We start from the raw sequence: 26,686 nt of genomic DNA, 5'->3' as shown, positions 1-26,686 counted from the left end.
TCATCCTTCCTGCGATGCGATGTTCACGCGACGACCGGTCTCGGCGCTCTCGATCGCCGCGAAGACCATGGCCAGGCTCTTGATGTTGTCCGAGCCCCGCGTCTCCGGCTCGGTGCCGGTTTTCACGGCTTGCACGAAGTCGGCAATGACCCCGAGATGCCCGCCGATACGGTCGGACGGATCGAGGGGAGGCACCGTCACCGGCCCGACCTTGTCGATCAGGCCTTCGCGCTCCGGCAGCACGACTTCCGCCTTCACCTCGTCATGGCCGTCCCAGATCAGGCTGCCGCGCTCACCGACGATACGCCAGCTGCCCTCCCAACTGGTGCGAAAGCCGTCGGCGCACCAGCTGCCCCGATAGGTGAACATCCTGTTTCGGCCGAGCTCGAAAGTGGCGCTTGCCGACGACCCTTGCCGATACCAGGAATTGGCCGGCTCCCATTCCTGGCAATAGACGTCGGCCGGTTCGCCGTTGACCATGTAGCGAGCGGCATCGAAGGTGTGGATCGCCATGTCGAGCAACAGCACGTGACGCATCTCTTCGCGAAAGCCGCCAAAATGCGGCGCCACGAAAAAATCCGCGTGGATGCTGGTCGGCGCGCCGATGGCGCCGGAATCGAGAAAGCGACGGATGCGCCGGACATTGGCGACATAGCGGCGGTTCTGGACGACGGCGTGGACGCGGCCGGCGCGCCGCGCGGCGTCGACGATGGCGCGGGCGTTGGCCGGACTGTCGGCGAGGGGCTTTTCCGTCAGCAGGTGACAGTGATGGGCAAAGGCCGAATTGGCCACCTGGCGGCGGGCGGCCGGAACGACCACGTCGAACACCGCATCGGCTTTGGTCTGATCCAGAATGACGTCGAGATCGGTGCCGATCGCGACCCCTGCAAGTTCGTATTCGCGGGCTCGCTGGCGTGCCCTGTCGGCGTCGAGGTCGACGAGACCGGCAATCCTGATTTCAGGGGACTGACGGGCGGCCTCGAGCCACGTTTTGCTCATGGCTCCGCACCCGACCAGGACGACGTGCAGCATCCGGCGCTCCTCCGCCAACCCCTCCCGGTTGGCATTCACGGCCCTTCCGTAAACGTTTACGATGACACACCCGAAGGCGTAGAATGTCAACCGGATTTGTGGGCCGTTCGTCTGTGTGGCCTTGGCCGCAAGGTCCGCTAATGTTAGCGGGAACGGAAGGGGATTGGTCTTGGCATCCAGCATTCACGATCTTGCGCGTCATTTGAATATTTCGATCGGCACGGTGTCCCGCGCGCTCAATGGGCGCGCCGATGTCAATGCCGAGACGCGGCAGCGCGTGCTCGATGCGGCGCGCCTACTCAACTATTCACCCAACCAGTCGGGCAGGAACCTGCGCCGAGGCACCACCCATGCCGTTGCTTTCATGCTGCAGCCCCACCCGGGCGATCAGCAATATGGCGAGCCGTTTTTCATTCCGTTTCTGAGCGGGCTGCAAGCGGCACTGGCCGAGCACGGGCTCGACCTGATCATCGTCATGGGCGCGCCCGCCGATTATCAGCAGGAGCGCCTGCGACGGGTCGTCGAGACACGCCGCGCCGATGCCGTGCTGCTGGCCTGGACCCGGCGTGAGGACGATCGCATCGACTATCTCAGCAGCGCCGGCTTTCCGTTTGCGACGCTTGGCCGAAGCCAGTCGGGTGACGAGACCTATCCCTCGCTCGACCTCGATTTCGAGAAGGCGGGCGCCGACGCAGTCGACCGCCTGGTTGCACGCGGCCACCGCCGCATCGCCGCCATCCGGCCGTCGCTCGACCTAAACTTCGGCTATCTGTTTCTTGATGGCTATCGCAAGGCGCTGCGGCGGCACGGCATCGACATCGATCCCGAGCTGATAGCCGACGGCTTCATCAACGAAGCCGGCGGGTACGCGGTGACGCCGCAAGTCATGCGCTCGAAGGATCCGCCCACAGCGATCATCTTCAACAATGACGCGATGGCGCTCGGCGGCTGCAAGGCGCTTGCCGAGATGGGGATCATGCCCGGCCAGGGCATCGCGGTGATCGTCATTGTCGATACGCCGCTTTGCCGCTATTTCTCCCCGGCGCTGACCGCTTTCCGTCCGGCATTGGAGCCGATGGGACGGCGGCTCGGCGAAATCCTGCTCGCCTCGCTGCCGGCTTTCGCCGGCAGCGAGGGGCCGCAGACCATCCGGGAAGTCTGGCCGCTGGAACTGGTCGCGCGTGACAGTGACTGACCACATGCCTGTATTGTTACAACATGACAAAGACCGCCGCCTTGGCTCGCCGCCGCGCGCGGCCTAGGCTGCGGCTCGTGATGGTCCCAGGCCGAAAGGCGAGGGGTGAAAAAGGGAACGCGGTTAGACCGTCGGCAAGATCGTCGTCGACCTGCGGCTGCCGCGCACGATCCTGGCGATCTGTGTCGGACCGATGATCCCGCATCTGTCGCGGCCGCTGGCCGGTCCCTTGCACCAGCGCCTGATCGCAAGCAGCGCGCTGTTCGGGGCGGTGCCGCCGCAGGAACCGCCGATCGGCATCATCACCAGCTCGCTCGGCGCGTTCTTCGTCGTTATAATGATTGTCTGAAACCGCCTTTGACAAAGGCATCTTCCGTGGCTTTCAGGCGTTGTCGCGGACGGGTACGGCGTTCACGCGGCGCCAACCAGGATCGAGTTTGCAGGTCCGCCATACGTGTTTGCCGGCTTTCATCGCGAAATGGCATCTTGAATAGTGAGCACGCTTATCATATGTATCGCTCATGGTTTCAGATGGCATCGATAGATTGGGATTTTTGATCCACGACGTGCAACGCCTGATGCGCAAGCGCTTTGAGGCGCGCGCCAGCGGGCTCGGCCTGTCTTCGGCGCAATGGCGGCTTCTGGTCCGTGTTGCCAAGGAGGCGGGCGTTGCACAGGCGCGGCTCGCCGAACTGCTCGAAATCGAGCCGATCAGCGTTTCACGCCTGGTCGACCGAATGGAGGAGGGCGGCTGGATCGAGCGCCGCTCCGACGCGGCCGACCGGCGCGTACGCATGATCTTCCCGACCGAGAAGGCGAATGCGGCCTATGCGGAGGTCAAGAGCCTTGCCGGCGAGGTCTATGAGGAATCGCTGAGCGGCGTTTCGCCGGAAGACCGGCGCGTCCTGATCCGGGCGCTGGATGTAATCGTGCAAAATCTGACGGAAAGCGAAGCTTCGTCGCTTGAAAAGATCAAGAGTGCGGAAGGTGCGACAGCATGAACGCGGTAGCCAAGGTAGAAGAAAACGCTCCCAAGGTGGAGATGGAAAAGCCGGTCCAACCGGCATCAACCCCGGTCGCGGTCGCTCCTCCCGTGCAACCCGCACCGGCGCCGAAGAAGAAGCGCCGCATCGGCCGCTTCTTCTTGATGTTCGCCTTGCCGGCGGCATTGATCATCGGCGGCGGCTATGTCTGGGTGACGGGCGGGCGCTACCAGGAAACGGAAAACGCCAATCTGCAGCAGGCCAAGGTGTCGATCGCCTCTGATACGGCCGGTCGCATCGTCCAGGTCGCCATATCGGACAACCAGACGGTCAAGCACGGCGAGCTCCTGTTCGCCATCGATCCCGAGCCCTACCGGATCGCGCTCGCCCAGGCGGACGCCGCGGTCGCTACCGCGCGCCTCAATGTCGAGCAGTTGCGCGCGGCCTATAGCCAGGCGCTGTCGCAGCAGAAGTCCGCTGCCAGCGAGGTCGACTATGCGCAGTCGCAATTCGATCGCGCCGCCGATCTTGCCCAGAAGGGCATCAACGCCAAGTCGTCGCTGGATCAGGCCAAGAACGATCTCGACAAAGCCAGGCAGCAACTGGCTGTTGCCGAGCAAGGCATCGTCAGCGCCAAGGCGGCACTCGGCGGCAACCCCGACATCGAAACCGACAAGCATCCGACGGTGATGTCGGCGCTGGCGGCGCGCGACAAGGCTGCCTATGATCTGGAGCAAACGACGGTGAAGGCGCCTGCCGATGGTGTCGTCTATCAAGCCGCGTCCTTCAAGGTCGGCCAGTATGTCGGCTCCGGCACGCCATTGTTTGCGCTGGTCGAGACCGGCGACACCTGGGTCGACGCCAATTTCAAGGAAACCCAACTGACCAACATGAAGCCGGGCCAGAAGGCGGAGATCGTGGTCGACACCTATCCGGGCAGGACCTTCGAGGCGACGGTCAGGGCTATCGGTGCCGGTACCGGCGCGGACTTCTCGCTGCTGCCCGCCCAGAACGCCACCGGCAACTGGGTCAAGGTCACCCAGCGCATCCCGGTGCGCCTGGAACTGACCGACCCCGACGCCAAGATGGCGCTGCGCACCGGCATGAGCGCCTCTGTTACAGTCGATACGGGCGTCGCGCGTGGCTGGCCGTCGATCTTCGGTCACGCTACGGCCGGCGAGCCCGCGAAGTAGTCGGCGGAAGCCCGCGGGCACCAGGCGGGTTAAAGCGAGTTGGAGGATTGGTCTGACGGGAGGGGTGGGAAGGATCAGCGTTTGGGCCGAGCCGCGTGGCAGGCGTCCAAAATCTGAAATCTTCGACACGGACCTGTCGGTCCTCAGGTTTCCGGGCGGCAGGCATCCGCTCATCAGAGACTTTCAGTCGATGTAACCCCCACATCGACAATCGCGTCCCACCGCGACGAAGGTCTCTCGACGGAAGGCTTCGCCGCCCGGAAACCCGTTGTACACGTTTCTGTTACCTTCTGGAAGTTCTGCCCCATGAGCACGTCCGAACCATTCAAAGAAGTGCCGCATCGTGGCCTGATCACGGTCGCGCTCATGCTGGCGACGATCATGCAGGCGCTTGACACCACCATCGCCAACGTCGCGCTGCCGACCATGACCGGCGATCTCGGCGCCTCACCCGACAACATCAACTGGGTGCTGACCTCCTACATCGTCGCCGCCGCCATCATGACCCCTGTCACCGGCTGGCTCGCCGACCGTTTCGGCCGCAAGGAACTGTTCCTGACGGCGGTGGTCGGCTTCACAATCTTCTCGATGTTATGCGGCCTGGCGTGGAGCCTGGAAACCATCGTGCTTTTCCGGCTGATGCAAGGTGTGTTCGGCGCCGCGATCGTGCCGCTGTCGCAGACCTTCCTGCTCGACATCAACCCCAAGGAGCGCCATGGTCAGGCGATGGCCATATGGGGCGCCGGCATCATGCTGGGACCGATCCTCGGCCCCACCCTAGGCGGCTGGCTGACCGAGAATTTCAACTGGCGCTGGGTGTTCTTCATCAACCTGCCGGTCGGCATCGTCGCCTTTCTTGGCATGGCGGCCTATCTGCCGGCGGTCGCCAGGCGGGTGCGCAGCTTCGATTTCTTCGGCTTTGCCATGATATCGCTCGGCGTCGGCGCCCTGCAGCTGATGCTCGATCGCGGTGGCGAGGTCGACTGGTTTTCCTCGGTCGAGATCTGGATCGAGCTTGGTCTTTCGCTCACCGGCTTCTGGGTGTTCATCATCCACACGATGACATCGGAACATCCCTTCATCGATCCGAAGATTTTCCTCGATCGCAACTTTGTCACCGGGCTGGCATTCATCTTCGTCATGGGCGTGCTGATCCTGGCCTCGATGTCGCTGCTGCCGCCGATGCTGTCGACCATCTTCGGCTATCCGACGGTCACCATCGGCATCGTCATTGGGCCGCGCGGTGTCGGCACCATGATTTCCATGCTCGTCGTCGGGCGCATCATGGGCAAGGTCGATGCCAGGATTCTCGTCGTCATCGGTTTCCTCCTGACCGCGCAGTCGCTCTACACCATGGCCAGCTTCACCCCGCAGATGGACAACTGGCTGATCCTCAGCTCCGGCGTGATCCAGGGCCTGGGCATGGGCATGGTGTTCGTGCCGCTGTCGACGGTTGCCTTCGCCACGCTCGACGCCCGCTACCGCACCGATGCAACCTCATTGTTCAGCCTAGTGCGAAATCTTGGCTCGTCGATCGGCGTGTCGGTCGTGACCGTGCTGCTGGTGCGCAACACGCAGATCAACCATGCCGAGCTTTCAACCTTCATCAACCCGTTCAATCCCAATCTCTGGGCGGTTTCGCCGGCGGCCGCCGGCGGCGACCCGACGGCACTGTCGCAGGTCGACCGCATGGTCAATCTGCAGGCCATGATGATCTCTTACGTCAACGACTTCAAAATTCTGATGATCATGACGCTGGCCGCCATCCCGTTCGTCTTCCTGCTGCGCAAGCCNTAGGCAAGTCCAAAGCGGCTGAAGTCCGGATCGAGTATGTTGCGCCGGTGCCCCTGCGAATGCATCCAGATATCGAACAGCTTCTGTTGGTCGAAGCGGCCGGCCGCGATGTTCTCGGCCGCGGCGCCGTGCACGCCATTGTCCCTCATGCGCGAGGCGAAATCCTTGCCCCAGCCGGTGGTGTGGCTCATGTTTTCACGCTTCGCCATGTAGCCGGCCTGCTGCAATGCTGCTTGCTCCAACTGCGCGTCGGGGGTCAGCGGGCCGCGCCCGGCCGTGGCGCGCAGGCTTGCCAGCGTGCCGGTTGCCGAGGAGGAAACCCCGGCGCCTTGCCCTGTCGGCAGCGAGACGGTGCTGCAGGCGGCAAGCCCAAGCAAGGCCGCCAGGCCAGCCGCCTTGAGCCCAGCCGTCTTGAGCCAGGTGCGCCTGTTCAAGTTCGCGATCCGATCGCAATCGATTTTCGAAGTGGTCATGCGTGCCTGACTCGGTCGCGATCATGGCTTTTGCCGGGCAGGCGGTGAAAAATCTCGATCGAAGCGGCCATTGGCCGCTAGTTCACAAGCGTGATGAGGCGGCTGGAGTACATCTCTCGATTTCCGAACACCGCCGTGCAGTCGGTCTTGATGGAAGAGTTGCCTGTCATCTGCACGGTCAAGCCAACAAGCCTCAGGCAGTCCCCCTGACCACTCATATCCGAGTTGCCGGCAAACGAAACGGCCGCGTCAGGCGCATAGACGAATCCGCTGATCACCGAATTTGCGCCGCCATTCAGGGTCAAGGCCGAAATGTTCCCGCGGCTCTGGAAGATCGTGATGCCGGCGTAAGGCCCGCTGGTCGGCGGGGAAAGGTTCACCTTTTCATTTGCGTTTATGGTGATCTGTGCCCCTTCCGTGAGGAATATGGTTACGCCCTGGCCGGTCAGGCTGCCATTCCCGCCCGGCTTCAGGGTGACGCCGCGCAAGATGTAGACGCCCGGGTTGAGCGTGATGTTTCCTGACAATGTCTTGTCGCAATAGGTGCCGGGCGACAGCGTGTAGGTTTTGCCGTTCGGCACCGGCAGGCAAAGTGTGTAGGGGGGAGGGACGATATCGGCGAGGGGATCGAAGGACGCATATTGATGTTCGAGCGGCGCGCCGCAGGTGAGATCGGCAGCGGGCGGAGAAAGCCCGGAAGTGCCGCCGACGGCCGATACGCAGCCCGCCGAAACCTGCGCGGAACCGCCCCTGCTGACGGCGTCGGATGCGTCCGAGTTTGCCGCGATCACGCAGTTGCTCATGGCGACATCGGTCGAGCCTTGCAGGCTCACCGCCGCCGACGCATGCGGATCGAGCGCCAGCACGCAGGCCTGCGCGCCCGGGTGCATCTTGACCGTCGCCGACCGTTGAGCTGGCCAGGGGGCAGCGCCATTGATGAAGCTCGGACGGTTGATGCCGGACGACAGCGAGATGTAATAGGCGCTCGGATCGCCGCTGGCGGTGGCCGAAAAGGCGGAAACGCTGTCTGAATATTCCTGCTGGTCGGCAATGCTCAAATTGGCTGCGAAGAATGTCAGCCCAAGCCCCTGGACATCGCTCGCGCTCATGCTGGGCAGGTATTTGGTACCGACGGCAAGGCCAGCCGCGTCGAGCGAGTTCTGCAGTTGCGCGGCGTCATCGCTCGTCCCCGTCAGGTCGAGGGTGCCGGCGACGACAGCCATTATCGGCAGCAAGGCTACGGCGGTCGCCATGGCGAAATTGCCCCGTTCGCAAGACCAGAAGCCCTTCAATGTGAACATCGCCCCACGCCAACGTTTGTAAAGCTCAGGTGATACGCTGTGGGTCTCTACGAGTAATTTAAGCAATAGCTAAAATGCATGGATTCTAAAATGAACTCAGTGGTTCGCCAGACGAGTGAACCTTATGAGGCGCGGCGACAATCCCGGGAAGATCGGCTATTATGCGAGCGTTCTTGAAGTGGCAGCTACGGGCAGCCACCCTAGGCGGTGACCGCCCCCCGAGAAAAACGGAGGAAGGTTATGGCCGGCTTTCATGTCATGGCGGACGCGTACGGGATGCATGTGCAACCTGCGATCCGCAGAATTTCCACGGCGGACCTCAGGGACGCGCTCAGGCTTGGCGCCGAGGACTTCTGGGCCAAGCCCTCGCATTACGTGTTCCTGTGCCTGATCTATCCGGTCGCCGGCCTGATCCTGACGCAGTGGACGTCCGGCTCCAACGCCATCCAGCTCGTCTATCCCTTGATGTCGGGCTTTGCCCTGGTCGGACCGTTCGCCGCGATCGGGCTCTATGAGATCAGCCGCCGGCGCGAGCTCGGCATGAACACCAACTGGCGGCATGCGCTCGATGTTCGTCATTCATCGGCGCTGCCCTCGATAGCGGTTATCGGCATCATGCTGTTCGCGCTGTTCCTGTTGTGGCTGTTCACGGCGCAGTCGATCTACACCAGCCTCTTCGGCGGCGAGCCGCCGGCCTCGGTCGGGGCCTTCCTGCGGGATGTGTCGACGACCAGCAAGGGCTGGAGGCTGATCCTTCTCGGCAACGCGGCCGGCCTGGTCTTCGCGGTGGTCGTGCTGGCGACCACGGTCGTTGCCTTCCCGCTCTTGCTCGATCGGGATGTCGGCGCCGTTTCGGCGATAGAGACCTCGGCGCGCGCGGTCATGGCAAATCCGCTGCAGATGGCGCTATGGGGCCTCATCGTCGCGGTGCTGCTGGTGATCGGCTCGATCCCGCTGTTTGCCGGTCTGGCCGTCGTCATGCCGATCCTCGGCCACGCGACCTGGCATCTCTACCGCAAGGTGGTCGAGCCGGCGCAGATCCGGCCGCCGCGCCGGCCGATGTGACGCTTCAGCGCTGCGCGTCGGTCGCCATCTTCAGCGCCAGCGCCGTCAGCACGGTTCCCATCAACCAGCGCTGGATGACCAGCCATAGCGGTCGTCCGGCGAGGAATGTGGCGATCGAGCCGGCCGTCAGCGCGATGACGGCGTTGACGCTGAGGCTGATCGATATCTGCGTCGCGCCCAGCACCAGAAGCTGCGACAGGACATGGCCCTTGCCGGGGCTGATGAACTGCGGCAGCAGCGACAGATAGAGAACGGCCACCTTGGGATTGAGCAGATTGGTCATCAATCCCATGGCGAACAGCTTGCGCGGCCGGTCTTTCGGCAGGTCGCGCACTTGGAATGGCGAGCGTCCGCCCGGTTTCACGGCCTGCCAAGCCAGCCACAAGAGGTAGAGTACGCCGGCAAAGCGCAGCACATCATAGGCATAGGGCACCGCGATCAGCAGCGCCGTGATGCCGAACGCTGCCGACAGCACGTAGAACAGGAAACCGACCGCAACCCCGCCAAGCGAGATCAGTCCTGCCTTGGGCCCTTGCGACAGTGAGCGCGAGATCAGATAGATCATGTTCGGACCCGGCGTCAGCACCATGCCGAGGCAGACCAGCGCGAAGGCAAGATGGTTGCCGGTGTCGGGCATTGTTCGTTCCCCAGCCTGCCGCGATGATGAGAGACCATGCGAGCGGCCAATCTGTGCCTGTCACGGCAGGCGCCCGCAAGGGCTTGACGGCGTCGGGCGTTGCGCCAGGGGAAGGAACTCGGGTTAGCCGACCACGCGCAGGTTGGACAGCTCGTTGCCGATTTCCTTGAAATCGTTTGCGAGGCTGGCGCCGGTCGCATTCCAGAACAGCTTCGCCGGTTTGCTCGGATCCGTCGCATCCTTGCGGAAGCGCGAATTCGACGAGCAGGATTTCAGCGCATCGATCGCCAGCTTGTCGCTGGTCTTGGTCGTCGACAGGTCGAGCGCCACCGTCATCACCATGATGTTGGCTGCCTTGGCGTTGTTGCAGAGCGTGGCCATCTGCTCGTTGAGGGCATTGGTATAGTTGCCGTTCGAATAGTCGAACTGACCGATGGCGCTCGATGTGCCCATGAACAGGCGTCCGATTGGGGTGCCGTTGTATCCGGGGTTGAGGTAGCCGAAGGACGCGTAGGTCGATTTCGAATTGGCGGGGTCGGAGTAGCCCAGCGAGGATGGCGTATAATAGGTGTTGGCGCCGTCGGTCAGCACGATCACCACCTTGTCGTTGCCTCTTTCGGTTTCCGGGCGCCCTTGCGTGAACGGCTCTCCGCTCGAGACCACCCGCCAGCCCCAGGCCATACCCTCGGGAACATTGGTGCCGCCATTCGGCTGCATCAGGTCGATCGCCGCCTTGATCGAGGTGAGCCCGTCGGCGACGCTGACGTCGGTCAGCGGCGTGATCGGGTTGGTGGTGCAGCTGTAATTCGGCCCGTTGCCGGCGGGCAGCGCCGGCGCATCGATCGGCCGCGGTTGGAAATATTTGGCCATGTTGCGCAGCCGAGCTTGGCCGCTGCTGCTCGATGGATCGTCGTTCCACCAGCTGTTGATGGCTCCATAAGTTACCGGTGCGGCCTCGTCGGGGTCCTGGGTGAGCTTCCAGTGATTGCCGGGTTCGTCGGGGGCGAACATCGGCACGAACATCGTTGCCGGATCGCCGACGGCGATGCCGGTATTGGCCGAGCCACCGGACGGCGTGGCGTCGTTGATATTGTAAGGGTAGGGCCGCGCCTCGACGCAGCCCTGCCAGCTGGCGAACGGTCCGTAGGAATCGACATAGTCGTATTCGTTGTGGCTGCTTTTGCAGGTGTTGTTCGAATTGTATTCGTCGCAGACCACGCGCTTGCTATTGACGACACGCTCGTGGTTGGTGACGACCTTCATGTCGCGGTAGAGCGAAAACCGGGTCAGCATCTGGCCTTCCTCGGTTCCCCAGCCGGTGCCGCGCTTGTACCAGATGCCGTTGGTCTGCTGGGCGTATTTGTTGGCCGTGTTCAGCGTCGACCAGTCGAAATTCTCGTTCGATACCGGCGATAGACCCTCGGTGTCCATCCACGAGGCGTTGCCGTTGCCGGGGCCGACATTGACGGAGGCGGCAAAGGGCACGAGGCCGAATTGCACCGGCCTGTCGACCTGCTTGATCATCGCGGCCTGCTGGGCAAGCGTGTCGACCAGTTGCTTGGCCGCTGTCTTGAGCAGATCGATGCGCATCTGTCCTGAGCCGGTGCCGGGCGTGACCATCGATCCGGAATTGTCGAGCACCAGGGCAACCTCCAGCGTGTTCTTCAGCCGTACTTGCGAGGTAACGTTGACGCTGAGCCTCTGGTTGGCATCGGTCGCCGATTTGCCGACGAACTGGGCGAATGCGGGGTAGAAATAGGGTTTGTAATTGAGTTGGGCGGTCATGGTCAGCAGGCCGCCGCCGCTGGTGTTGCTCGGCAAGGTGACGTTGAGCGTCGCGCTGGCGGGATCGATGTCGTTCAAATTGGCGTTGAAAAAGTCGAGCGCGTAGGCTCTCAACTGGTCGTCGGTGGCGCCTTCCGTCAGCCGGCGGGCCGTGGCGAAGTTGGCGGCGTCGAGCGCGTTCATCACCATCTGCTTTTCACGGTTCATTTCCGTGAAATCGACCGCGATCGCCAGGCCGCCCATCAGCGGCACCATCGCCACAGCCGTCATGAGAGCATAGTTGCCGCGCCTGTCGCGGCGGAACTGACGCCAGATTTCAAACATGCTTGCAGCGGCCCCCGCCGACGGATTCTCGGCCGGCGCCAGCTTTCCACGAAACGCTGAAGGACGGGTTTGGGAAACCGCTCTATTGCTTGGTCGGCGCTTCACCAACCGCTAACCAATCAAGGCCGCGGCTTGCGCCGCAATTCGCGCCGATCAAGGCGAAAGCTGGTGACAGCATGGGCCGGTTCGGATAATTCGAACCGGCCGCGGAGAACCGTCGGCCGCTGTAACCGCAACGATCATACTGAAGGAAACGGCATGGCGGATTCGCCTGAAATCGTCGGCTCGCTCGAAGATGTCTCGAAAGCCTATTCGGCAATTCTCTGCGATGTCTGGGGCGTGGTGCACAATGGCGAATGGCATTTTCCGGCTGCCGCGGCCGCGCTGGCGGCGGCAAGGGCGGACGGCACTCCTGTCGTTCTGATCACCAATTCGCCGCGCCGCAGCGCCGATGTCGTGGCGCAGATGAGCGTGATCGGCGTCCCACCATCAGCCTATGACCGTGTGGTGACCTCGGGCGACGTGACCCGTGATCTGATCGCGGAGGGCCCGCGCAAGGTCTTCCACATCGGCGCCGACCGCGATCTGACCCTGTATGACGGCCTCGGTGTCGAACTCGTCGAGGAGTTCGAGGCTGCCGGCGTCGTGTGCACCGGGCTGTTCGACGACGAGGTCGAAAAACCCGACGACTATACGGAACTGCTGCGCCGGTTGCGCGCCAGGAACCTGCCGTTCATCTGCGCCAATCCCGATATCATGGTGGAACGCGGCGAACGGATCATCTGGTGCGCCGGCGCGCTCGCGCGCGACTACGCGCAGCTCGGCGGTCGCACGCTGATCGCCGGAAAACCCTACGCGCCGATTTACGAGGTCGCGATGAAGGAGGTGGCCGAGATCCTCGGCCGGTCGGTTGAGCGTTCGCGAATACTGGCAATCGGCGACGGCATGATGACCGACGTCAAGGGCGCTGCCGACAATGGTTTCGACGTCCTCTATGTCTCTGGCGGCATTCATGCCCGCGACTATGGCGATCCATCCCGGCCGGATCCGGCAAAGCTCGGGCTCTTCCTGGAGCGGCACGGCTTTCGTCCGGTGGCCGTGATCGCAAGACTGCAGTAAGTGGCAATGGTCGCGTTCCAGCATCTTACGACAACCGCGCCGCTACCCGCAGATCTGCGAGGGGGCGTGGTCGCGATCGGCAATTTCGATGGCGTCCACCGCGGCCATCAAGCCGTGCTCGAACGGGCATTGGCGGAGGCCGTGCGGCGTGGCGTACCGGCCCTGGTGCTGACCTTCGAACCGCACCCGCGAACGGTTTTCAGGCCTGATCTGCCGCTTTTCGTGCTGACGCCGCCGCCGATGAAGGCGCGCCTCCTGTCGCTGCTGGGCTTTGCCGCGCTCGTCGAGCAGCCCTTCACGCGCGACTTCGCCTCGCTGTCGGCGGAAGCCTTCGTCACCGATGTGCTGGAGAGGGCGCTGGGCATCACCCACGCCGTGACCGGTTTCGATTTCCATTTCGGCAAGGACCGCCAGGGCGGGCCGGCTTATCTGATGGCTGCCGGCGAGCGCCACGGCTTCGGTGTTACCCTCGTCGACGCCTTTCGCGACGAAGGCGCCGAGGTGGTTTCGTCGAGCCGCATCCGTGCCTTGCTTTGCAAGGGCGAGGTGGCCGAGGCCGCCGGTCTGCTCGGCTATCGCTTCACGGTGGAAAGCGGGGTTGTCGGCGGCCAGCAGCTCGGGCGAACGCTTGGCTTTCCCACAGCCAATATGAGGCTTCCGGCGGAAGCCACGCTCAAGGAAGGGATCTACGCCGTCCGCTTCCGTCGCGCGGACGGTACGCTGCACGACGGCGTCGCCAGCTTTGGCCGCCGCCCGACCGTCGACGACAATGGCGCGCCGCTCCTGGAAACCTTCGTCTTCGATTTTTCCGGCGATCTCTATGGCGAGACTTGCGAGGTGTCGTTCTTCGGGTTCCTGCGCAGCGAGATCAAGTTCGACGGGCTCGACGCACTGGTCGTGCAGATGAAGCGCGATGAAGCCGAGGCCCGCGCGCTGCTTGGCGGCGTCAAGCCGCTCTCCGGCCTGGACGCCGCGGTGGCGTTCTGAAGCATGATACCGAAAGGGGAAACGAGTTCCTATTTCCTCAACGCAAGACCGACGGCTATGAAAGTCCAGCCCTGGAAGATCAGGTCGATCGCCAGGAACAGTCCGAGCACCCACAGGCTGTTGACCGGCCAGCCCATGGCGATGATCAGGCCCGCGAGCACGCTGATGACGCCTGCCGCGACAATCCAGCCCCAGCCGCGCTCCGGACGGTGGCTGTAGCCGACCCAGGCCCGCAGCGCGCCGGAAGCGACGAGCGCGATGGCCAGCAGGAAGGTCAGCACCGCCGAGGCGAGCAGCGGATTGTCGAAAGCGAAGAACCCTGCGACGGCATAAAGCAGTCCGCTGAGCAGCCAGTAGAAGAAGCGTCCCCAGGTCTTGACCCCGAAGGCATGCATGATCTCGATGATGCCGGCCACCAGCATCAGCCATCCGACAACGTAGACGGAAGCCACCGTGGCTATGAACAGATTGCCGAAGGCAATGCCGCCGAGGATCAGCAGCACCACGCCTAGACCGACGAACCAGCCCCATTTGTCGCGCGTCTGGCCGATCGCGTTCTTCAGAGTATCGCCGTGCAAGGTCATGTCGCCACCTCCATGGAGGACCGCCAGCATGCAGGAGGTTACCCTCGGCGCCGACCCGCGTCCAGCCGATGGCGGGCGCGATGGCGCAGGCAACACGCGCCGGATGTCTCGCCCTTAAATCAAATTTTACCAAAGCCTCGTCAAAGCTGTCGCCGCAGGACAGTTGTATCGTGTTAGTGGAGTGACCATGAGTCAGGTCGGGAAGATTTCTGTAGCTCTAGCCACTGTCGTGCTCGCTATGTCAGGCGCGGCCGAAGCCGGTGATGGCGCTTTCGGCTGGTTGTCCGGCGACTGGTATCTGACGGTCGGTGCGACCGGCTTGGTGGCGCCCAATTTCGAGGGCGGCAAGAAATATATGCTGAGCGCTCAGCCTATCATTTCGCTAGGCAAGGCCGGCCCTGCTGCTCGCTTCACCTCGCGCAACGACAATATCTCGCTGGCGCTCGTCGACGATGGCGGTGTCCGCGCCGGTCTGACCGGCAAGTTCCTGTTCTCGCGCGACGACGGCGATGCCGACGAACTCAGGGGGCTCGACCCGGTCCGCTGGGGCGGCGAGGTCGGCGGCTTCTTCGAAATTTATCCGACGGACTGGATGCGCGCGCGTGCCGAATTGCGGCATGGCATCCGAGCCCATAACGGCTTTGTCGCCGACATCGCCGCCGATGCTTTCTACGATGTGACGCCAACCGTCAGGATCTCGGGTGGCCCGCGCGTGTCGTTTGCCTCGGCGAACTATTTCGATGCCTATTACGGTGTCAACGCGCAGGAAGCCGTGGCCTCGGGCCTGAGCCAGTACAATCCCGGCGGCGGCCTGAAATCCGTTGGCCTCGGTGGCGCGGTGACCTGGAAGGTGACCGAGCCAGTGACCGCCAGCCTGTTTGGCGAATATTCGCGCCTCAAGGGTCCGGCCGCCGATTCCAGCCTGGTCAGGGAGCGTGGTGACCGCAACCAGTTCATGGTCGGCGTGTCGACCACCTACCGCTTCGACTTCAACATGTAAGCGAATCGAACGAGACGCTTTATTCCTGCGCTCTTCTCCGCTAAAAGCCCAGCAATGACGAGCTTTTTGCGCCTTGACGCGCCGACGATACGAATTACCAGCCCGGTGTTCCCAGCAGCCTGAAGGCTGTAGGAGCCGCCGGGAATATTGCGCGCGGCCTCTCGCGCTTTTCCAGATCATCAAAGCATGTCGCCCCCGAGTGGGCCCCGTTTTTGGGAACGGCATGCGTGTAAAATAGAATTTCACGCCGCAAGCCACGTGGCCCGGCATGCACATGGCAGACCAATGACCGACGAAACCCAATCGACCATCGACTATTCGAAGACCCTTTATCTGCCGCGGACGGAGTTTCCGATGCGCGCCGGCTTGCCCGAGAAGGAGCCGGTGCTGGTCAAGCGCTGGCAGGACATGGACCTCTACCGGAAGCTGCGCGAGAGCGCGGCGGGCCGCACAAAATACGTGCTGCATGACGGACCGCCCTATGCCAACGGCAACATCCATATCGGCCACGCGCTGAACAAGATCCTCAAGGACGTCATCACCCGCTCATTCCAGATGCGCGGCTATGACTCGAACTATGTGCCCGGCTGGGACTGTCACGGCCTGCCGATCGAATGGAAGATCGAGGAACAATACCGCGCCAAGGGCAAGAACAAGGACGAGGTGCCGGTCAACGAATTCCGCCAGGAATGCCGTGAATTCGCCGCGCACTGGATCTCGGTGCAGGGTGGAGAGTTCCAGCGTCTCGGCGTCGTCGGCGATTTCAAGAACCCTTATACGACCATGGCCTTCCACGCCGAGTCGCGCATCGCCGGCGAATTGTTGAAATTCGCCATGTCCGGCCAGCTCTACCGTGGTTCGAAGCCGGTGATGTGGAGCGTCGTCGAGCGGACTGCGCTCGCCGAGGCCGAGATCGAGTACCAGGACTACGAGTCCGACACGATCTGGGCGAAGTTTCCGGTGGCCAATCTCGTCGTCGCCAGTGTCGTGGACGGGCAGCCGGCGGAGCTCGATCCGGACCTGAGTGGTCGGTCGCTTGACCTGCTGGATGCTCATGTCGTCATCTGGACGACGACGCCCTGGACCATCCCGGGCAACCGCGCCGTCAGCTATTCGCCGCGTGTGTCCTATGGCCTCTACGAGGTGGAGGCGGCCGAGAATGCGTTTGGCCCGCAGCCAGGCGAGAAGCTGATCTTTGCCGATGCGCTGGCCGAGGAAAGCCAGACCAAGGCCAAGGTCACCTTGAAGCGTCTTCACGGCATCAGCGCCGAACAGCTTGGAAATCTTGTGCTTTCGCATCCCTTCAAGGGCCTCGGTGGTGGCTATGAATTCCCGGTTGCGATGATTGCCGGCGACCACGTCACCGACGATGCCGGCACAGGCTTCGTGCACACCGCTCCCGGTCATGGCCGGGAGGATTTTGATGCCTGGATGGACGCCGCGCCCGCGCTGCGCCAACGTGGGATCGACACCGAAATCCCGTTCACCGTCGACGACGCCGGCTTCTTTACCAAGGATGCGCCGGGCTTCGGCCCGGACCGCGAAGGCGGACCCGCGCGCGTCATCGACGACAATGGCAAGAAGGGCAACGCCAACCAGGCGGTCATCGACGAGCTGATCAAGCGCAATGCGCTGTTCGCGCGCGGCCGGCTGAAGCACAGCTACCCGCACTCATGGCGTTCGAAGAAGCCGGTCATCTTCCGCAACACGCCGCAATGGTTCGTCTACATGGACAAGGACCTCGGCGACGGCAGCACGCTGCGCGGCCGCGCGCTGAAGGCGATCGACGAGACGCGCTTTGTCCCGGCCGCCGGCCAGAACCGCATCCGCGCCATGATCGAGGAGCGCCCGGACTGGGTGCTGTCGCGCCAGCGCGCCTGGGGCGTGCCGATCGCCGTCTTCGCCGACGAGGATGGCAATGTGCTGAAGGACGAGGCCGTCAACCGACGCATCATGGACGCCTTCGAGGCGGAAGGCGCCGACGCCTGGTTCGCGCCCGGCGCCAAGGAGCGCTTCCTCGGCAATCACGATGCCTCCAAATGGAAGCAGGTGATGGACATCCTCGACGTCTGGTTCGATTCGGGCTCGACACATGTCTTCACCCTGGAAGACCGGCCCGACCTGAAGTGGCCGGCCGACGTCTATCTCGAAGGCTCCGACCAGCATCGCGGCTGGTTCCACTCCTCGCTGCTCGAAAGTTGCGGCACCAGGGGCAGGGCGCCTTACGACACCGTCGTCACCCATGGCTTCACCATGGACGAGGATGGGCGCAAGATGTCGAAATCACTCGGCAACACGGTCGTGCCGCAAGATGTGATCAAGCAGTCCGGCGCCGATATACTGCGGCTCTGGGTGGTGACGACCGACTATTGGGAAGACCAGCGGCTCGGCAAGAACGTGCTGCAGACCAACATCGACGCCTATCGCAAGCTGCGCAACACCATACGCTGGATGCTGGGCACGCTCGCCCATGACGATGGTGAGGTCGTTCCCCTGGAGACGATGCCGGAGCTTGAGCGGCTGATGCTGCACCGGCTGGCCGAACTCGACGAGGTGGTGCGCCAGGGCTACGACGCCTTCGAGTTCAAGCGCATCACGCGCGCAGTGCTCGATTTCATGGTGGTCGAGCTGTCGGCCTTCTATTTCGATATCCGCAAGGACGCGCTCTACTGCGACGGCCCGTCGAGCGTGAAGCGCAAGGCCTCGGTCCAGGTGGTGCGCCATCTCTTCGACTGCCTGGTGAAATGGCTGGCGCCGATGCTGCCCTTCACCACAGAGGAGGCGTGGCTCGAGCGTCATCCCGATGCGATGTCGGTGCATCTCGACCAGTTCCCGCAAATCCCGGCGGATTGGAGGAACGAGGCGCTGGCGGAGAAATGGCGCAACGTCAGGCAGGTGCGCCGCGTCGTCACCGGCGCCCTCGAGATTGCGCGTGCCCGGAAGGTGATCGGCTCGTCGCTGGAGGCCGTCCCCGTGGTCACGATCAACGACGCGACGCTCGAGGCGGCGATATCGGACGTCGACATGGCTGAAATGGCGATCACCAGCGATCTCGTCATTGCCCATGGCCAGGCGCCGCGAACCGCCTTCGCCCTCGACGATGTCAAGGGTGTTGCCGTGGTCGTCGAGAAAGCGGAGGATCGCGGCCTGGTCAAATGCGCGCGTTCGTGGCGCTACACCGCCGATGTTGGGCAGGATCCCGAGTTCCCGGATGTTTCGGCACGGGATGCCGCGGTGCTGCACGAACTGAAAGCGCTGGGAAGGCTCTAGTGCCTGTCGCCCAAAGAAGTGCACAAGTGCCACGCCGCGCGGGTGCAAACCCGCCCGTGCGTTGCCCTTAACGAGTGGTTGAGGTAAACACGCGAAACTCCGGAAGACAAATTGTCGCCGGATTTCCGTCGCAAGTGCTTGCACGATGGGGACCGGACACAAGGCCGGTGCGATCGAGAGGTTGTCTAGAGTGGGACTTTTTGGCATGACCGAAAGATATAACGCGCGCCTTGCGCTGCTGGCGCCGCTTGTCGCATCGGGCCTTGCTTTGTCCGGCTGCATGGGCTCTCCGACCTATGGCACCGACAAGACGGCCGCCGAACAGTTGGCCGGCGATCTTACAGGCGCCGTTTCCTTCGCGCCGAAGCGCAAGGACCCGATCGACTACAAGCCGCGTCCCACCCTGGTGAAGCCGGCACCTGGCCAGAAGGAAGCGCTGCCTGCCCCGCAGGAAAGCATCCAGACGGCAAACGCCGGTTGGCCCGAATCGCCCGAGCAGCGTCGCGCGCGCCTGCGCGCCGACGCCACCGCGCACCAGAATGATCCGGCCTACCAGTCGGAGATCGTCGATGACGTGCAGACGGATCCGGCATCGGTGAAAAGGGCGATGGAGGATTCAGGATCCAGCCACCCGCCGGCGTGGAAACCCGCCGATTCCGACAAGGGCCGCGCCGCCGAGATCCAGCGCCGCCTTGCCGACAGCAAACAGGGCGACCCGAACACGCGCAAGTATCTCAGCGAACCGCCCTTGGCCTACCGCACCGCCTCCGGTGCCGCACCGCAGAACGAACTCGGCGAAGACGAGTACAAGAAGGAACGCCGCCTCAAGGCCAAGGCCGAGGGCAAGAAGGGCGGCTGGTTCGACTGGTTGCCGTCGCTGTAGGAACAGTGGCGCCGCTGATCTTGCAGCGTCCTTGGCTCAATCTCGACGTCCCCTGAAAAAATCCTTCAGCAGCAGGCCCGCTTCGGTCTCGGCCATGCCCGGATAGATGTCGGGCGTGTGGTGGCAGGTCGGAGAGGCGAAGAAGCGCACGCCGTTGACGACGGCGCCGCCCTTTTCGTCGGCCGCACCAAAATAGAGACGGCGCAGCCTGGCGAAGGAGATTGCCCCGGCGCACATGGCGCAGGGCTCCAGCGTGACATAGAGATCATGGCTGGTGAGCCGCTCGCTCGAGAGTTTGCCGCAGGCTTCACGGATCACCAGCATCTCGGCATGGGCTGTCGGGTCCGCAAGCTCGCGCGTGCGGTTGCCGGCACTGGCAATAACCGCGCCGCCATTGGCGATGACCGCGCCGACCGGCACTTCGCCACGCAAGGCTGCCGCTTCGGCCTCTTTTAGCGCCAAGGCCATGAAATCCGGCCTCTTCAAGGGGTTTGTCTTCCCATTATGTCCTCGCCACCCGGCGGTGATCCTGTTATGGAGCGCATCAACCCGAAAAATCGGACTCGATTTTCGGAAATGATCATGCGCCAAATCAAAAGTGCTACAGCGTTCGTTGCGCGCCGAACGGATGCGCCACGCTGTAGCAGCGCAAACGGACAAAGGCCACATGGACGACAACGACAAGAAATCTCCGCGCAAAGCCGGCCCGGGCAGGAGTGGCCCGAAATCGGCAGGTGCACGTGGCCGCGATGCCGGCAAGGGCGGGAAGCCCTCCTTTGCTGCGAAAAAACCTTATGCGCCACGTGGCGATCGGCCGACGGCCGCCGACGGCGACCGGCCGAAGCGGGACTTCAAGGGCGGCGACAGGCCGTTCAGCAAGGGACCCCGCCCCGAAGGCAAGCCTTATGAAAAGCGCGAAGGCCCGCGCAAGCCATATGCGCCGCGCGGCGACCGCCCGATGGCGGCCGAAGGCGAGCGCAAGCCTTATGAAAAGCGCGAGGGACCACGCAAGCCCTACGCGCCGCGCGGCGACCGCCCGATTCCGGCCGAAGGCGAGCGCAAGCCATATGAAAAGCGCGAGGGACCACGCAAGCCCTACGCGCCGCGCGGCGACCGCCCGGTTTCTGCTTCGGCGGAGGGCGGTGAAAAGCGCTTCGACCGTCCCAAGCGTGATTTCGGAGATCGTCCGAAGCGGGATTTCGCTGACCGTCCAAAGCGTGACTTTGGCGGCGACAGACCCAAGCGTGATTTCGGAGATCGGCCGCAAGGCGCGTCTGGCGGCGGCTTCAAGCCGCGCCCTCGGCCTGCCGAAGCAACGGAAGAAGCCGGCGAGCGCATCGCCAAGCGGCTGGCACGCGCCGGGCTCGCCTCGCGCCGCGACGCCGAGGAGTTGATCGCCGCCGGCCGCGTCAAGGTCAATGGCAAGGTGCTCGCCTCGCCGGCGTTCAACGTCATGCCCAATGACATCATCCATCTCGACGGCATGGAAATCCCGCCGATCGAACGCACGCGCCTGTTCCTGTTCCACAAGCCGGCCGGCGTCGTCACCACCAACCGCGATCCGGAAGGCCGCAAGACCGTCTTCGACGTGCTGCCGGCCGAACTGCCGCGGCTGATGACCATCGGCCGCCTCGATATAAACACCGAAGGCCTGCTGCTGCTGACTAATGATGGCGGCCTGTCGCGCGTACTCGAGCTGCCGGCCACTGGCTGGCTGCGCCGATACCGCGTGCGCGTTCATGGCAAGGTCGAGGAAAGCGCGCTCGCCGGCCTGCGCGAAGGAATTGCCGTCGACGGCGTTTTCTACGGCGCCATCGAAGCCAGCTTGGATCGCGAGCAGGGCTCCAACGCCTGGCTGACGATCGGTCTGCGCGAGGGCAAGAACCGTGAGGTCAAGAACATCCTCGGCGCGCTCGGCCTGGACGTCACGCGGCTGATCCGCATCTCCTACGGTCCGTTCCAGCTCGAGGATCTCGCCGAGGGCCATGTTCTGGAGATCAAGGGCCGGGTGCTGCGCGACCAGCTTGGCGAGCGCCTAGTCGAGGAATCCGGCGCCAATTTCGACGCTGAGATAACAAAACCGTTTTCCAACCAGCCGGTGCGGCGTACCGAAGTGCGTGAGGTCGAGCCCGAACGGCCGAAGTTTACGCGAGACGGCGAGCGCCGGCCGATCGGCGAGGGCGGACTGATCAAGAACCGCAAACGCCGGGAAGGCAGCCGCGACGAGGCGCTCGGCAAACTGTCGACGAGCCCCGACAGGGGCGAGAGACCAGAAAAGAGCTTCGGCGATCGCGGCCCGCGACCGGAGCGCGGCGGCTTTGGCGATAAGCCGCGTGGAAGTTTTGGCGACAAGCCGCGCGGCGGATTCGGTGACAAGCCTCGTGGCGGCGGCAAGAAATCCGAACGCGAGCAACGGCCGATCGAGCCGCCCGGCCAGCGCAAGGCCAATGTCTGGATGGCGCCGGGAGCCCGGCCGATCGGCAAGGGCAGGGCGGAGGCCGATGCGGCCAAGGCGGCCGAGAACAAGGCACGCAAGGCGTCGTTCAAGCCATCTTATGGCAAGCCCGCCGGCAAACCAGGTGGCGCAAAGCCATTCGGCAAGCCGCGTGGCGAGCGTCCAGGAGGCGCCGGTGGCGGCGAGCGGCCGCGCGGCGGCCCCAAGGGCCCCCGGACAAGATGAGAATCGTCGGCGGTGAGTTTCGCGGGCGGCCGCTGGCGACGCCCCGTGGCAGCGCCATCCGCCCGACGACCGACCGCACCCGCGAGGCCGTCTTCAACGTTCTGGCGCATCGCTTTGCCGGGCAACTGGACGGCGCGCGCGTGCTCGACCTGTTCGCCGGCACCGGTGCGCTTGGCCTGGAAGCCCTGTCGCGCGGGGCATCCTATGGCGTCTTTATCGAGGAATCGGCCGAGGGCCGTGGTCTGATCCGCGACAATGTCGAAGCCTTCGGCCTGACCGGACGCACCAAGATCTTCCGCCGTGATGCAACCGGGCTTGGCGAGGCGGGCACGCTGGCGCCGTTCGGCCTGGTCTTTGCCGATCCGCCCTATGGCAGGGGCCTTGGCGAGCAAGCCCTGCGGTCGGCCCAGGCCGGCGGCTGGCTGCGGCCAGGCGCACTTTGTGTGGTCGAGGAGACGGCGGTGGTTCCCTTCGAGCCGGGCCCGGGCTTTTCCGTCCTTGATGAGCGCAACTACGGCGAGACCGTGATCCGCTTCATCGAGGCTGCCTGACAGGCCTGCTTTCAGCAGTGGCCTCTTTGCCGCCGCCTTTGCCGGCAACATGACCAACAATTCACTTTGCTTGTCGCCAGCGCCTTGCCTATCGTCGCTGCATGAAACCGGAGCCATCGATGACATCCAGGACTAAATGGCTGCGGGCCACGTTGCTGGCGACGTCGCTGGCTTTGTTCATGACCGACCCCGTCCTGGCGGACGGCCCCGTATTGCCGAGCACCGTGCCGGCCGAGTTCAAGGTCACGGACTTCCTGCTCGACAACGGCATGGAAGTGGTCGTCATTCCCGATCACCGCGCGCCGATCGTCACCCACATGGTCTGGTACAAGATCGGCAGCGCCGACGAGCCGCCGGGCAAATCCGGCATCGCCCATTTCTTCGAGCATCTGATGTTCAAGGCCACGGCCCACCACGCGGCCGGCGAGTTCGACCGCGCCGTCTCCGACATTGGCGGCTCCAACAACGCCTTCACATCCTACGACTACACCGCTTTCCATGAGACGGTGGCGCCGTCGGCGCTCGAACTGATGATGAGCTTCGAAGCAGACCGCATGCGCAACCTCATCCTCACCGATGACGTCATCAAGACCGAGCGCGATGTTATCCTGGAGGAGCGCCGCTCGCGCATCGACAACAATCCGCAGGCCGTGCTCGACGAAGAGGTCGATGCCACGCTATGGCAGAACCAGCCCTATCGCATCCCGGTCATCGGCTGGATGCAGGAGATGGAGCAACTGAACCGCACTGACGCGGTCGCGTTCTACAACAAATACTATCGGCCCAACAACGTCGTGCTGATCGTGACCGGCGATGTCGAACCGGACACGGTGAAGGCGCTGGCCGAAAAGACCTATGGCAAGGTGGCCCGCGGGCCGGACCTGCCGCCGCGCGTCCGCCCGGTCGAGCCGGAGCAGAATACCAGGCGCACGGTCACGCTCTCCGACGCTCGCGTCAGCGTGCCGAGTTTCTCGACACAATGGGTCGTGCCCTCCTATCACACTGCGAAGCCCGGCGAGGCCGAAGCGCTCGATCTGCTGGCCGAGATCCTCGGCGGCGGCAACCGCAGCCGGCTTTACCAGGCGCTTGTCGTCAAGCAGGGCATAGCTTCCGGCGCCGGTGCGTACTTTCAGGGCACCATGCTCGACGACACCAATTTCACTGTCTACGGCGCGCCGCGCGGTGACGCCAAGCTGGCCGACGTCGAAGCCGCGGTCGATGCGGAAGTGGCGCGCATCGCCAGCGACGGCGTCACCCCGGATGAGCTCGAGAAAGCCAAGGACCGCTATGTCAGGTCGATGATCTTTGCTCGCGACAAGCAGGATTCCATGGCCAACATCTATGGCTCGACGCTCGCCACCGGCGGCAACGTCCAAGACGTGCAGCAATGGCCGGACCGCATCCGCAAGGTCACCACTGACGAGGTCAAGGCCGTTGCCGCGCGCTATCTGTTATTGGCCCGCTCGACGACCGGCTATCTCTTGCCGCAGCAACAGGCGGGGAATTGATAATGACGAACCAGTTTAGCGGCGCGTTGACGTCTCCCCGCCAGGCTCCCCCTTCTCCCCTCGCGCGAGAAGGGAAGGCCCTCCACGCCCTTGCAACCTTCTTCCTCTCCGTCCTCTTCCTTGTTCTGCCGGCGCTTGCCGCCCGCGCGATGGAGATCCAGTCCGTTACCTCTCCGAAAGGCGTCACGGCCTGGTTGGTCGAGGACTATTCGGTACCGGTGGTCGCCGTCCGCTTCGTCTTCGGCGGCGGCTCGACGCAGGATCCGGTGGGGAAGGAGGGTCTTGCAAATCTGATGACCGGCCTGTTCGACGAGGGTGCCGGCCCGCTCGACTCGGAAGCCTTCCAGATCAAGCTTGACGACGCCGGCGCCGAAATGAGCTTCGACGAGACCCGCGATGGCATCTACGGTTCCATGCGCATGCTGGCGGAACAGCGCGACGAAGCCTTCGACCTGTTGCGTTTGGCGGTCAATGAGCCGCGCTTCGACCAGGCGCCGATCGACCGCATCCGCGCGCAGGTCCTGTCCGGCATCATCGCCAACGAGAATGACCCCGACACGGTGGCGCAGAACCGGTGGGCGCGCGCCGTCTATGGCGACCACCCTTATTCGCGTTCCGACCAGGGCACCAGGCAGAGCATCGCCGCCGTCACGCAGGCCGATCTCGAGACTCTGCACAAAGCGGTGTTCGCGCGCGGCGGCTTGCATGTCGCCGTGGTCGGGGCCATCGACCCCGAGACCCTGAAGAAGAAACTCGACATGGTGTTCGGCGACTTGCCGCGGGACCAGACGCTCGCTCCTGTAGCCGATGTCGAGCCCAAGCTGGCGCAGCATATCGAGGTCAATTACGACCTGCCGCAGACATCGCTGCAGCTCGCCTGGCCGGGCGTGAAGCGCAAGGCGACGGATTTCTTCCCGGCGGTGCTGATGAACGAGATCCTCGGCGGTGGAACTTTCACCTCGCGCCTGTTCCAGGAGGTGCGCGAAAAGCGCGGGCTCGCCTACAGCGTCAATTCCTCGCTGGTCAACCAGGACCATGCCAATGCGCTGATCGTCACCACTGGGACGCGCTCGGACCGTGCGGCCGAGACGCTCGCCATCGTGCGCGACGTCGCCAAGCGCCTGGCCGAGGATGGCCCGACAGAGGCCGAACTGGCGGCGACCAAGAAATATCTCATCGGCGCCTATGCGATCAGCAATCTGGATTCCTCGAGTTCCATCGCCGCCACGCTTGTCGAGCTGCAGATCGACGATCTCGGCATCGACTACATGCAGCGCCGGGCCGGCTATATCAACGCGGTGACGATCGATCAGGTCAAGGCGGCGGCGAAGAAGCTGCTGACGACCGAGCCGACCATCATGGTGGTCGGGCCGCCGCTGGCGGGAGCCGGCAAGGGATGAGCCCCACTTTCGGCATAGCGTTCGGCGGTGGCGGCGCGCGCGGTCTGGCGCATATCCATGTCATCGAGGCGCTGGACGAGCTCGGCATCAAGCCGGTGGCGATAGCCGGCTCGTCGATCGGCGCCATCATGGGCGCCGGCATGGCCTCGGGCATGACCGGCAAGGAGATCCACGACTATGCCCGCTCGATCCTCGGCCGCCGCGCCGAGGTCGCGAGCCGCATGTGGCGGGCGCGGCCTGGCACGATCGCGGAGGCCATGCAAAATGGCATCCGCGTCAGCCAGTTCAATGTCGAGCGCATCCTGAAGGCGTTTCTGCCGGAGGCCATTCCCGAAAGCTTCGCCGAACTAAAAATCCCGCTGAAGGTCACGGCAACCGACTATTTCGGCCACAAGCTCGCTGTGTTCGACGACGGCGACCTGCATTCCGCACTTGCGGCCTCAACCGCCATTCCTGCCGTCTTCCGTCCGGTGACGCGCGATGGCAGGCTGCTGATCGACGGCGGCATCTATAACCCCGTGCCCTTCGACCTGATCGAGAAGGATGCCGATATCATCATCGGCGTCGACGTGGTCGGCGCGCCGGAAGAGGCCGACCGCAAGCAGCCGACCTCCGTCGACCTGATGTTCGGCGCCACGCAGCTGATGATGCAGTCGATCATCGCAAACAAGTTGAAACAGTGCCAGCCCGACATACTGGTCCGCCCGGCGGTGTCGAAATACCGCGTCCTCGATTTCCTGAAGATCGAGGCCCTGATGAGCGAGACAGTTGAAATCAAGGATCGGCTGAAGCGGGAGGTGGAGGTCGCAATTGAACGGCGTTCCGCCAAGGTCGAAGCAAAAAGGACAAAAACACCAGCCAAGTCGTGATCGCGGTCAGCGAGACTGCGAGCTTACTTTGTGCCGTGTCGGCGGGGCATCAA

22 protein-coding genes and 1 pseudogene are annotated in these 26,686 nt (G+C 63.8%); 16 read left to right on the top strand and 7 right to left on the bottom strand.

The genetic code is table 11. The features are described from left to right. The gene (locus X742_RS144350) at positions 1-1,032 is read right to left on the bottom strand and encodes a Gfo/Idh/MocA family oxidoreductase (RefSeq protein ID WP_031248395.1); all 1,032 of its coding nucleotides are present in this window, start codon (positions 1,030-1,032) and stop codon (positions 1-3) included. Positions 1,033-1,201: 169 nt separating this feature from the next. Between X742_RS144350 and X742_RS144355 the strand changes: the two genes are divergently transcribed. The 5 genes and pseudogenes from X742_RS144355 (at position 1,202) to X742_RS144370 (ending at position 6,200) form a co-directional block, all read left to right on the top strand. Beyond that, the gene (locus X742_RS144355) at positions 1,202-2,227 is read left to right on the top strand and encodes a LacI family DNA-binding transcriptional regulator (RefSeq protein WP_023782971.1); all 1,026 of its coding nucleotides are present in this window, start codon (positions 1,202-1,204) and stop codon (positions 2,225-2,227) included. Positions 2,228-2,411: 184 nt separating this feature from the next. Beyond that, positions 2,412-2,576, top strand: a pseudogene (locus X742_RS1000000174260) (iron ABC transporter permease); the annotation flags it as partial. Positions 2,577-2,748: 172 nt separating this feature from the next. After that, positions 2,749-3,228 carry a MarR family transcriptional regulator gene (locus tag X742_RS144360; protein ID WP_023774557.1) on the top strand — a complete coding sequence of 160 codons (480 nt, stop codon included), beginning with the start codon at positions 2,749-2,751 and terminating at the stop codon, positions 3,226-3,228. Continuing rightward, positions 3,225-4,403, top strand: a complete 1,179-nt coding sequence (locus X742_RS144365; RefSeq protein WP_023774556.1) for an HlyD family secretion protein — start codon at positions 3,225-3,227, stop codon at positions 4,401-4,403. The genes X742_RS144360 and X742_RS144365 overlap by 4 nt, the downstream gene beginning before the upstream one ends. Positions 4,404-4,709: 306 nt before the next feature. Continuing rightward, positions 4,710-6,200: a DHA2 family efflux MFS transporter permease subunit gene (locus X742_RS144370; RefSeq protein ID WP_023774555.1), complete on the top strand. Its 1,491-nt coding sequence runs from the start codon at positions 4,710-4,712 to the stop codon at positions 6,198-6,200. Here X742_RS144370 and X742_RS1000000171605 read toward each other — a convergent pair. Both X742_RS1000000171605 and X742_RS144375 read right to left on the bottom strand, forming a co-directional pair. Next, the gene (locus X742_RS1000000171605) at positions 6,122-6,670 is read right to left on the bottom strand and encodes a CAP domain-containing protein (RefSeq protein ID WP_023774554.1); all 549 of its coding nucleotides are present in this window, start codon (positions 6,668-6,670) and stop codon (positions 6,122-6,124) included. The genes X742_RS144370 and X742_RS1000000171605 overlap by 79 nt on opposite strands. Positions 6,671-6,747: 77 nt before the next feature. After that, positions 6,748-7,971 carry a pilus assembly protein TadG-related protein gene (locus X742_RS144375; RefSeq protein WP_023774553.1) on the bottom strand — a complete coding sequence of 408 codons (1,224 nt, stop codon included), beginning with the start codon at positions 7,969-7,971 and terminating at the stop codon, positions 6,748-6,750. 240 nt (positions 7,972-8,211) lie between these two features. Between X742_RS144375 and X742_RS144380 the strand changes: the two genes are divergently transcribed. Continuing rightward, entirely contained in the window at positions 8,212-9,036 is an 825-nt protein-coding gene (locus X742_RS144380) for a DUF2189 domain-containing protein (protein WP_023795546.1), read from the top strand. Between the two features lie 4 nt (positions 9,037-9,040). Here X742_RS144380 and X742_RS144385 read toward each other — a convergent pair whose 3' ends face one another. Beyond that, on the bottom strand, positions 9,041-9,673 hold the full coding sequence (locus X742_RS144385) for a LysE family translocator (RefSeq protein ID WP_023774551.1): 633 nt from the start codon (positions 9,671-9,673) through the stop codon (positions 9,041-9,043). A 123-nt stretch (positions 9,674-9,796) separates the two neighbouring features. After that, positions 9,797-11,782, bottom strand: a complete 1,986-nt coding sequence (locus tag X742_RS144390; RefSeq protein WP_023774550.1) for a TadE/TadG family type IV pilus assembly protein — start codon at positions 11,780-11,782, stop codon at positions 9,797-9,799. A 258-nt stretch (positions 11,783-12,040) separates the two neighbouring features. Between X742_RS144390 and X742_RS144395 the strand changes: the two genes are divergently transcribed. Next, the gene (locus X742_RS144395; RefSeq protein WP_023774549.1) at positions 12,041-12,901 is read left to right on the top strand and encodes a TIGR01459 family HAD-type hydrolase; all 861 of its coding nucleotides are present in this window, start codon (positions 12,041-12,043) and stop codon (positions 12,899-12,901) included. A gap of 6 nt (positions 12,902-12,907) precedes the next feature. Then, positions 12,908-13,888, top strand: a complete 981-nt coding sequence (locus tag X742_RS144400) for a bifunctional riboflavin kinase/FAD synthetase (protein WP_023774548.1) — start codon at positions 12,908-12,910, stop codon at positions 13,886-13,888. A 29-nt stretch (positions 13,889-13,917) separates the two neighbouring features. On the opposite strand, the gene X742_RS144405 is transcribed toward X742_RS144400, so the two are convergent. After that, positions 13,918-14,472, bottom strand: coding sequence for an HdeD family acid-resistance protein (locus tag X742_RS144405; RefSeq protein ID WP_023795547.1), 555 nt, complete (start codon positions 14,470-14,472; stop codon positions 13,918-13,920). A 187-nt stretch (positions 14,473-14,659) separates the two neighbouring features. On the opposite strand from X742_RS144405, the gene X742_RS144410 reads away from it, so the two are divergent. The 3 genes from X742_RS144410 to X742_RS144420 all read left to right on the top strand — a co-directional run bounded on the left by X742_RS144410 (position 14,660) and on the right by X742_RS144420 (position 19,625). Beyond that, positions 14,660-15,472 (top strand): MipA/OmpV family protein, encoded by an 813-nt coding sequence (locus X742_RS144410; protein WP_031248393.1) that lies wholly within the window; start codon positions 14,660-14,662, stop codon positions 15,470-15,472. 285 nt (positions 15,473-15,757) lie between these two features. Next, positions 15,758-18,742, top strand: coding sequence for an isoleucine--tRNA ligase (gene ileS / locus X742_RS144415; protein ID WP_023774545.1), 2,985 nt, complete (start codon positions 15,758-15,760; stop codon positions 18,740-18,742). A 205-nt stretch (positions 18,743-18,947) separates the two neighbouring features. Next, a complete protein-coding gene (locus X742_RS144420) occupies positions 18,948-19,625 on the top strand; it encodes a hypothetical protein (RefSeq protein WP_023774544.1) in 678 nt (225 codons plus the stop codon). A gap of 36 nt (positions 19,626-19,661) precedes the next feature. On the opposite strand, the gene X742_RS144425 is transcribed toward X742_RS144420, so the two are convergent. Further along, a complete protein-coding gene (locus tag X742_RS144425; protein ID WP_023795549.1) occupies positions 19,662-20,111 on the bottom strand; it encodes a nucleoside deaminase in 450 nt (149 codons plus the stop codon). A 181-nt stretch (positions 20,112-20,292) separates the two neighbouring features. Here X742_RS144425 and X742_RS144430 point away from each other — a divergent pair, with 181 nt between their 5' ends. The 5 genes from X742_RS144430 to X742_RS144450 all read left to right on the top strand — a co-directional run bounded on the left by X742_RS144430 (position 20,293) and on the right by X742_RS144450 (position 26,633). Beyond that, a complete protein-coding gene (locus X742_RS144430) occupies positions 20,293-22,305 on the top strand; it encodes a pseudouridine synthase (protein ID WP_023774542.1) in 2,013 nt (670 codons plus the stop codon). Beyond that, positions 22,302-22,856, top strand: coding sequence for a 16S rRNA (guanine(966)-N(2))-methyltransferase RsmD (gene rsmD / locus X742_RS144435; RefSeq protein WP_023774541.1), 555 nt, complete (start codon positions 22,302-22,304; stop codon positions 22,854-22,856). Before X742_RS144430 ends, rsmD begins: the two co-directional genes overlap by 4 nt. A gap of 119 nt (positions 22,857-22,975) precedes the next feature. Beyond that, positions 22,976-24,364 carry a pitrilysin family protein gene (locus X742_RS144440; RefSeq protein WP_023782981.1) on the top strand — a complete coding sequence of 463 codons (1,389 nt, stop codon included), beginning with the start codon at positions 22,976-22,978 and terminating at the stop codon, positions 24,362-24,364. Between the two features lie 2 nt (positions 24,365-24,366). Continuing rightward, positions 24,367-25,764: a pitrilysin family protein gene (locus tag X742_RS144445; RefSeq protein ID WP_023782982.1), complete on the top strand. Its 1,398-nt coding sequence runs from the start codon at positions 24,367-24,369 to the stop codon at positions 25,762-25,764. Beyond that, the gene (locus X742_RS144450) at positions 25,761-26,633 is read left to right on the top strand and encodes a patatin-like phospholipase family protein (RefSeq protein WP_023774538.1); all 873 of its coding nucleotides are present in this window, start codon (positions 25,761-25,763) and stop codon (positions 26,631-26,633) included. Before X742_RS144445 ends, X742_RS144450 begins: the two co-directional genes overlap by 4 nt. The last annotated feature ends 53 nt before the right edge of the window (positions 26,634-26,686 follow it).

The sequence above is a fragment of the Mesorhizobium sp. LNHC229A00 genome, from assembly GCF_000502415.1.
Classification (GTDB): domain Bacteria; phylum Pseudomonadota; class Alphaproteobacteria; order Rhizobiales; family Rhizobiaceae; genus Mesorhizobium.
This window is presented reverse-complemented; position numbering and strand designations above follow the sequence as displayed.

Coding starts and splice junctions, on each gene's coding strand:
- X742_RS144350 (WP_031248395.1), bottom strand. CDS start 1,032: ATGCTGCACGTCGTCCTGGTCGGGTGCGGAGCCATGAGCAAAACGTGG.
- X742_RS144360 (WP_023774557.1), top strand. CDS start 2,749: ATGGTTTCAGATGGCATCGATAGATTGGGATTTTTGATCCACGACGTG.
- X742_RS144365 (WP_023774556.1), top strand. CDS start 3,225: ATGAACGCGGTAGCCAAGGTAGAAGAAAACGCTCCCAAGGTGGAGATG.
- X742_RS144375 (WP_023774553.1), bottom strand. CDS start 7,971: ATGTTCACATTGAAGGGCTTCTGGTCTTGCGAACGGGGCAATTTCGCC.
- X742_RS144380 (WP_023795546.1), top strand. CDS start 8,212: ATGGCCGGCTTTCATGTCATGGCGGACGCGTACGGGATGCATGTGCAA.
- X742_RS144385 (WP_023774551.1), bottom strand. CDS start 9,673: ATGCCCGACACCGGCAACCATCTTGCCTTCGCGCTGGTCTGCCTCGGC.
- X742_RS144390 (WP_023774550.1), bottom strand. CDS start 11,782: ATGTTTGAAATCTGGCGTCAGTTCCGCCGCGACAGGCGCGGCAACTAT.
- X742_RS144395 (WP_023774549.1), top strand. CDS start 12,041: ATGGCGGATTCGCCTGAAATCGTCGGCTCGCTCGAAGATGTCTCGAAA.
- X742_RS144400 (WP_023774548.1), top strand. CDS start 12,908: ATGGTCGCGTTCCAGCATCTTACGACAACCGCGCCGCTACCCGCAGAT.
- X742_RS144405 (WP_023795547.1), bottom strand. CDS start 14,472: ATGACCTTGCACGGCGATACTCTGAAGAACGCGATCGGCCAGACGCGC.
- X742_RS144410 (WP_031248393.1), top strand. CDS start 14,660: ATGAGTCAGGTCGGGAAGATTTCTGTAGCTCTAGCCACTGTCGTGCTC.
- ileS (WP_023774545.1), top strand. CDS start 15,758: ATGACCGACGAAACCCAATCGACCATCGACTATTCGAAGACCCTTTAT.
- X742_RS144420 (WP_023774544.1), top strand. CDS start 18,948: ATGACCGAAAGATATAACGCGCGCCTTGCGCTGCTGGCGCCGCTTGTC.
- X742_RS144430 (WP_023774542.1), top strand. CDS start 20,293: ATGGACGACAACGACAAGAAATCTCCGCGCAAAGCCGGCCCGGGCAGG.
- rsmD (WP_023774541.1), top strand. CDS start 22,302: ATGAGAATCGTCGGCGGTGAGTTTCGCGGGCGGCCGCTGGCGACGCCC.
- X742_RS144440 (WP_023782981.1), top strand. CDS start 22,976: ATGACATCCAGGACTAAATGGCTGCGGGCCACGTTGCTGGCGACGTCG.
- X742_RS144445 (WP_023782982.1), top strand. CDS start 24,367: ATGACGAACCAGTTTAGCGGCGCGTTGACGTCTCCCCGCCAGGCTCCC.
- X742_RS144450 (WP_023774538.1), top strand. CDS start 25,761: ATGAGCCCCACTTTCGGCATAGCGTTCGGCGGTGGCGGCGCGCGCGGT.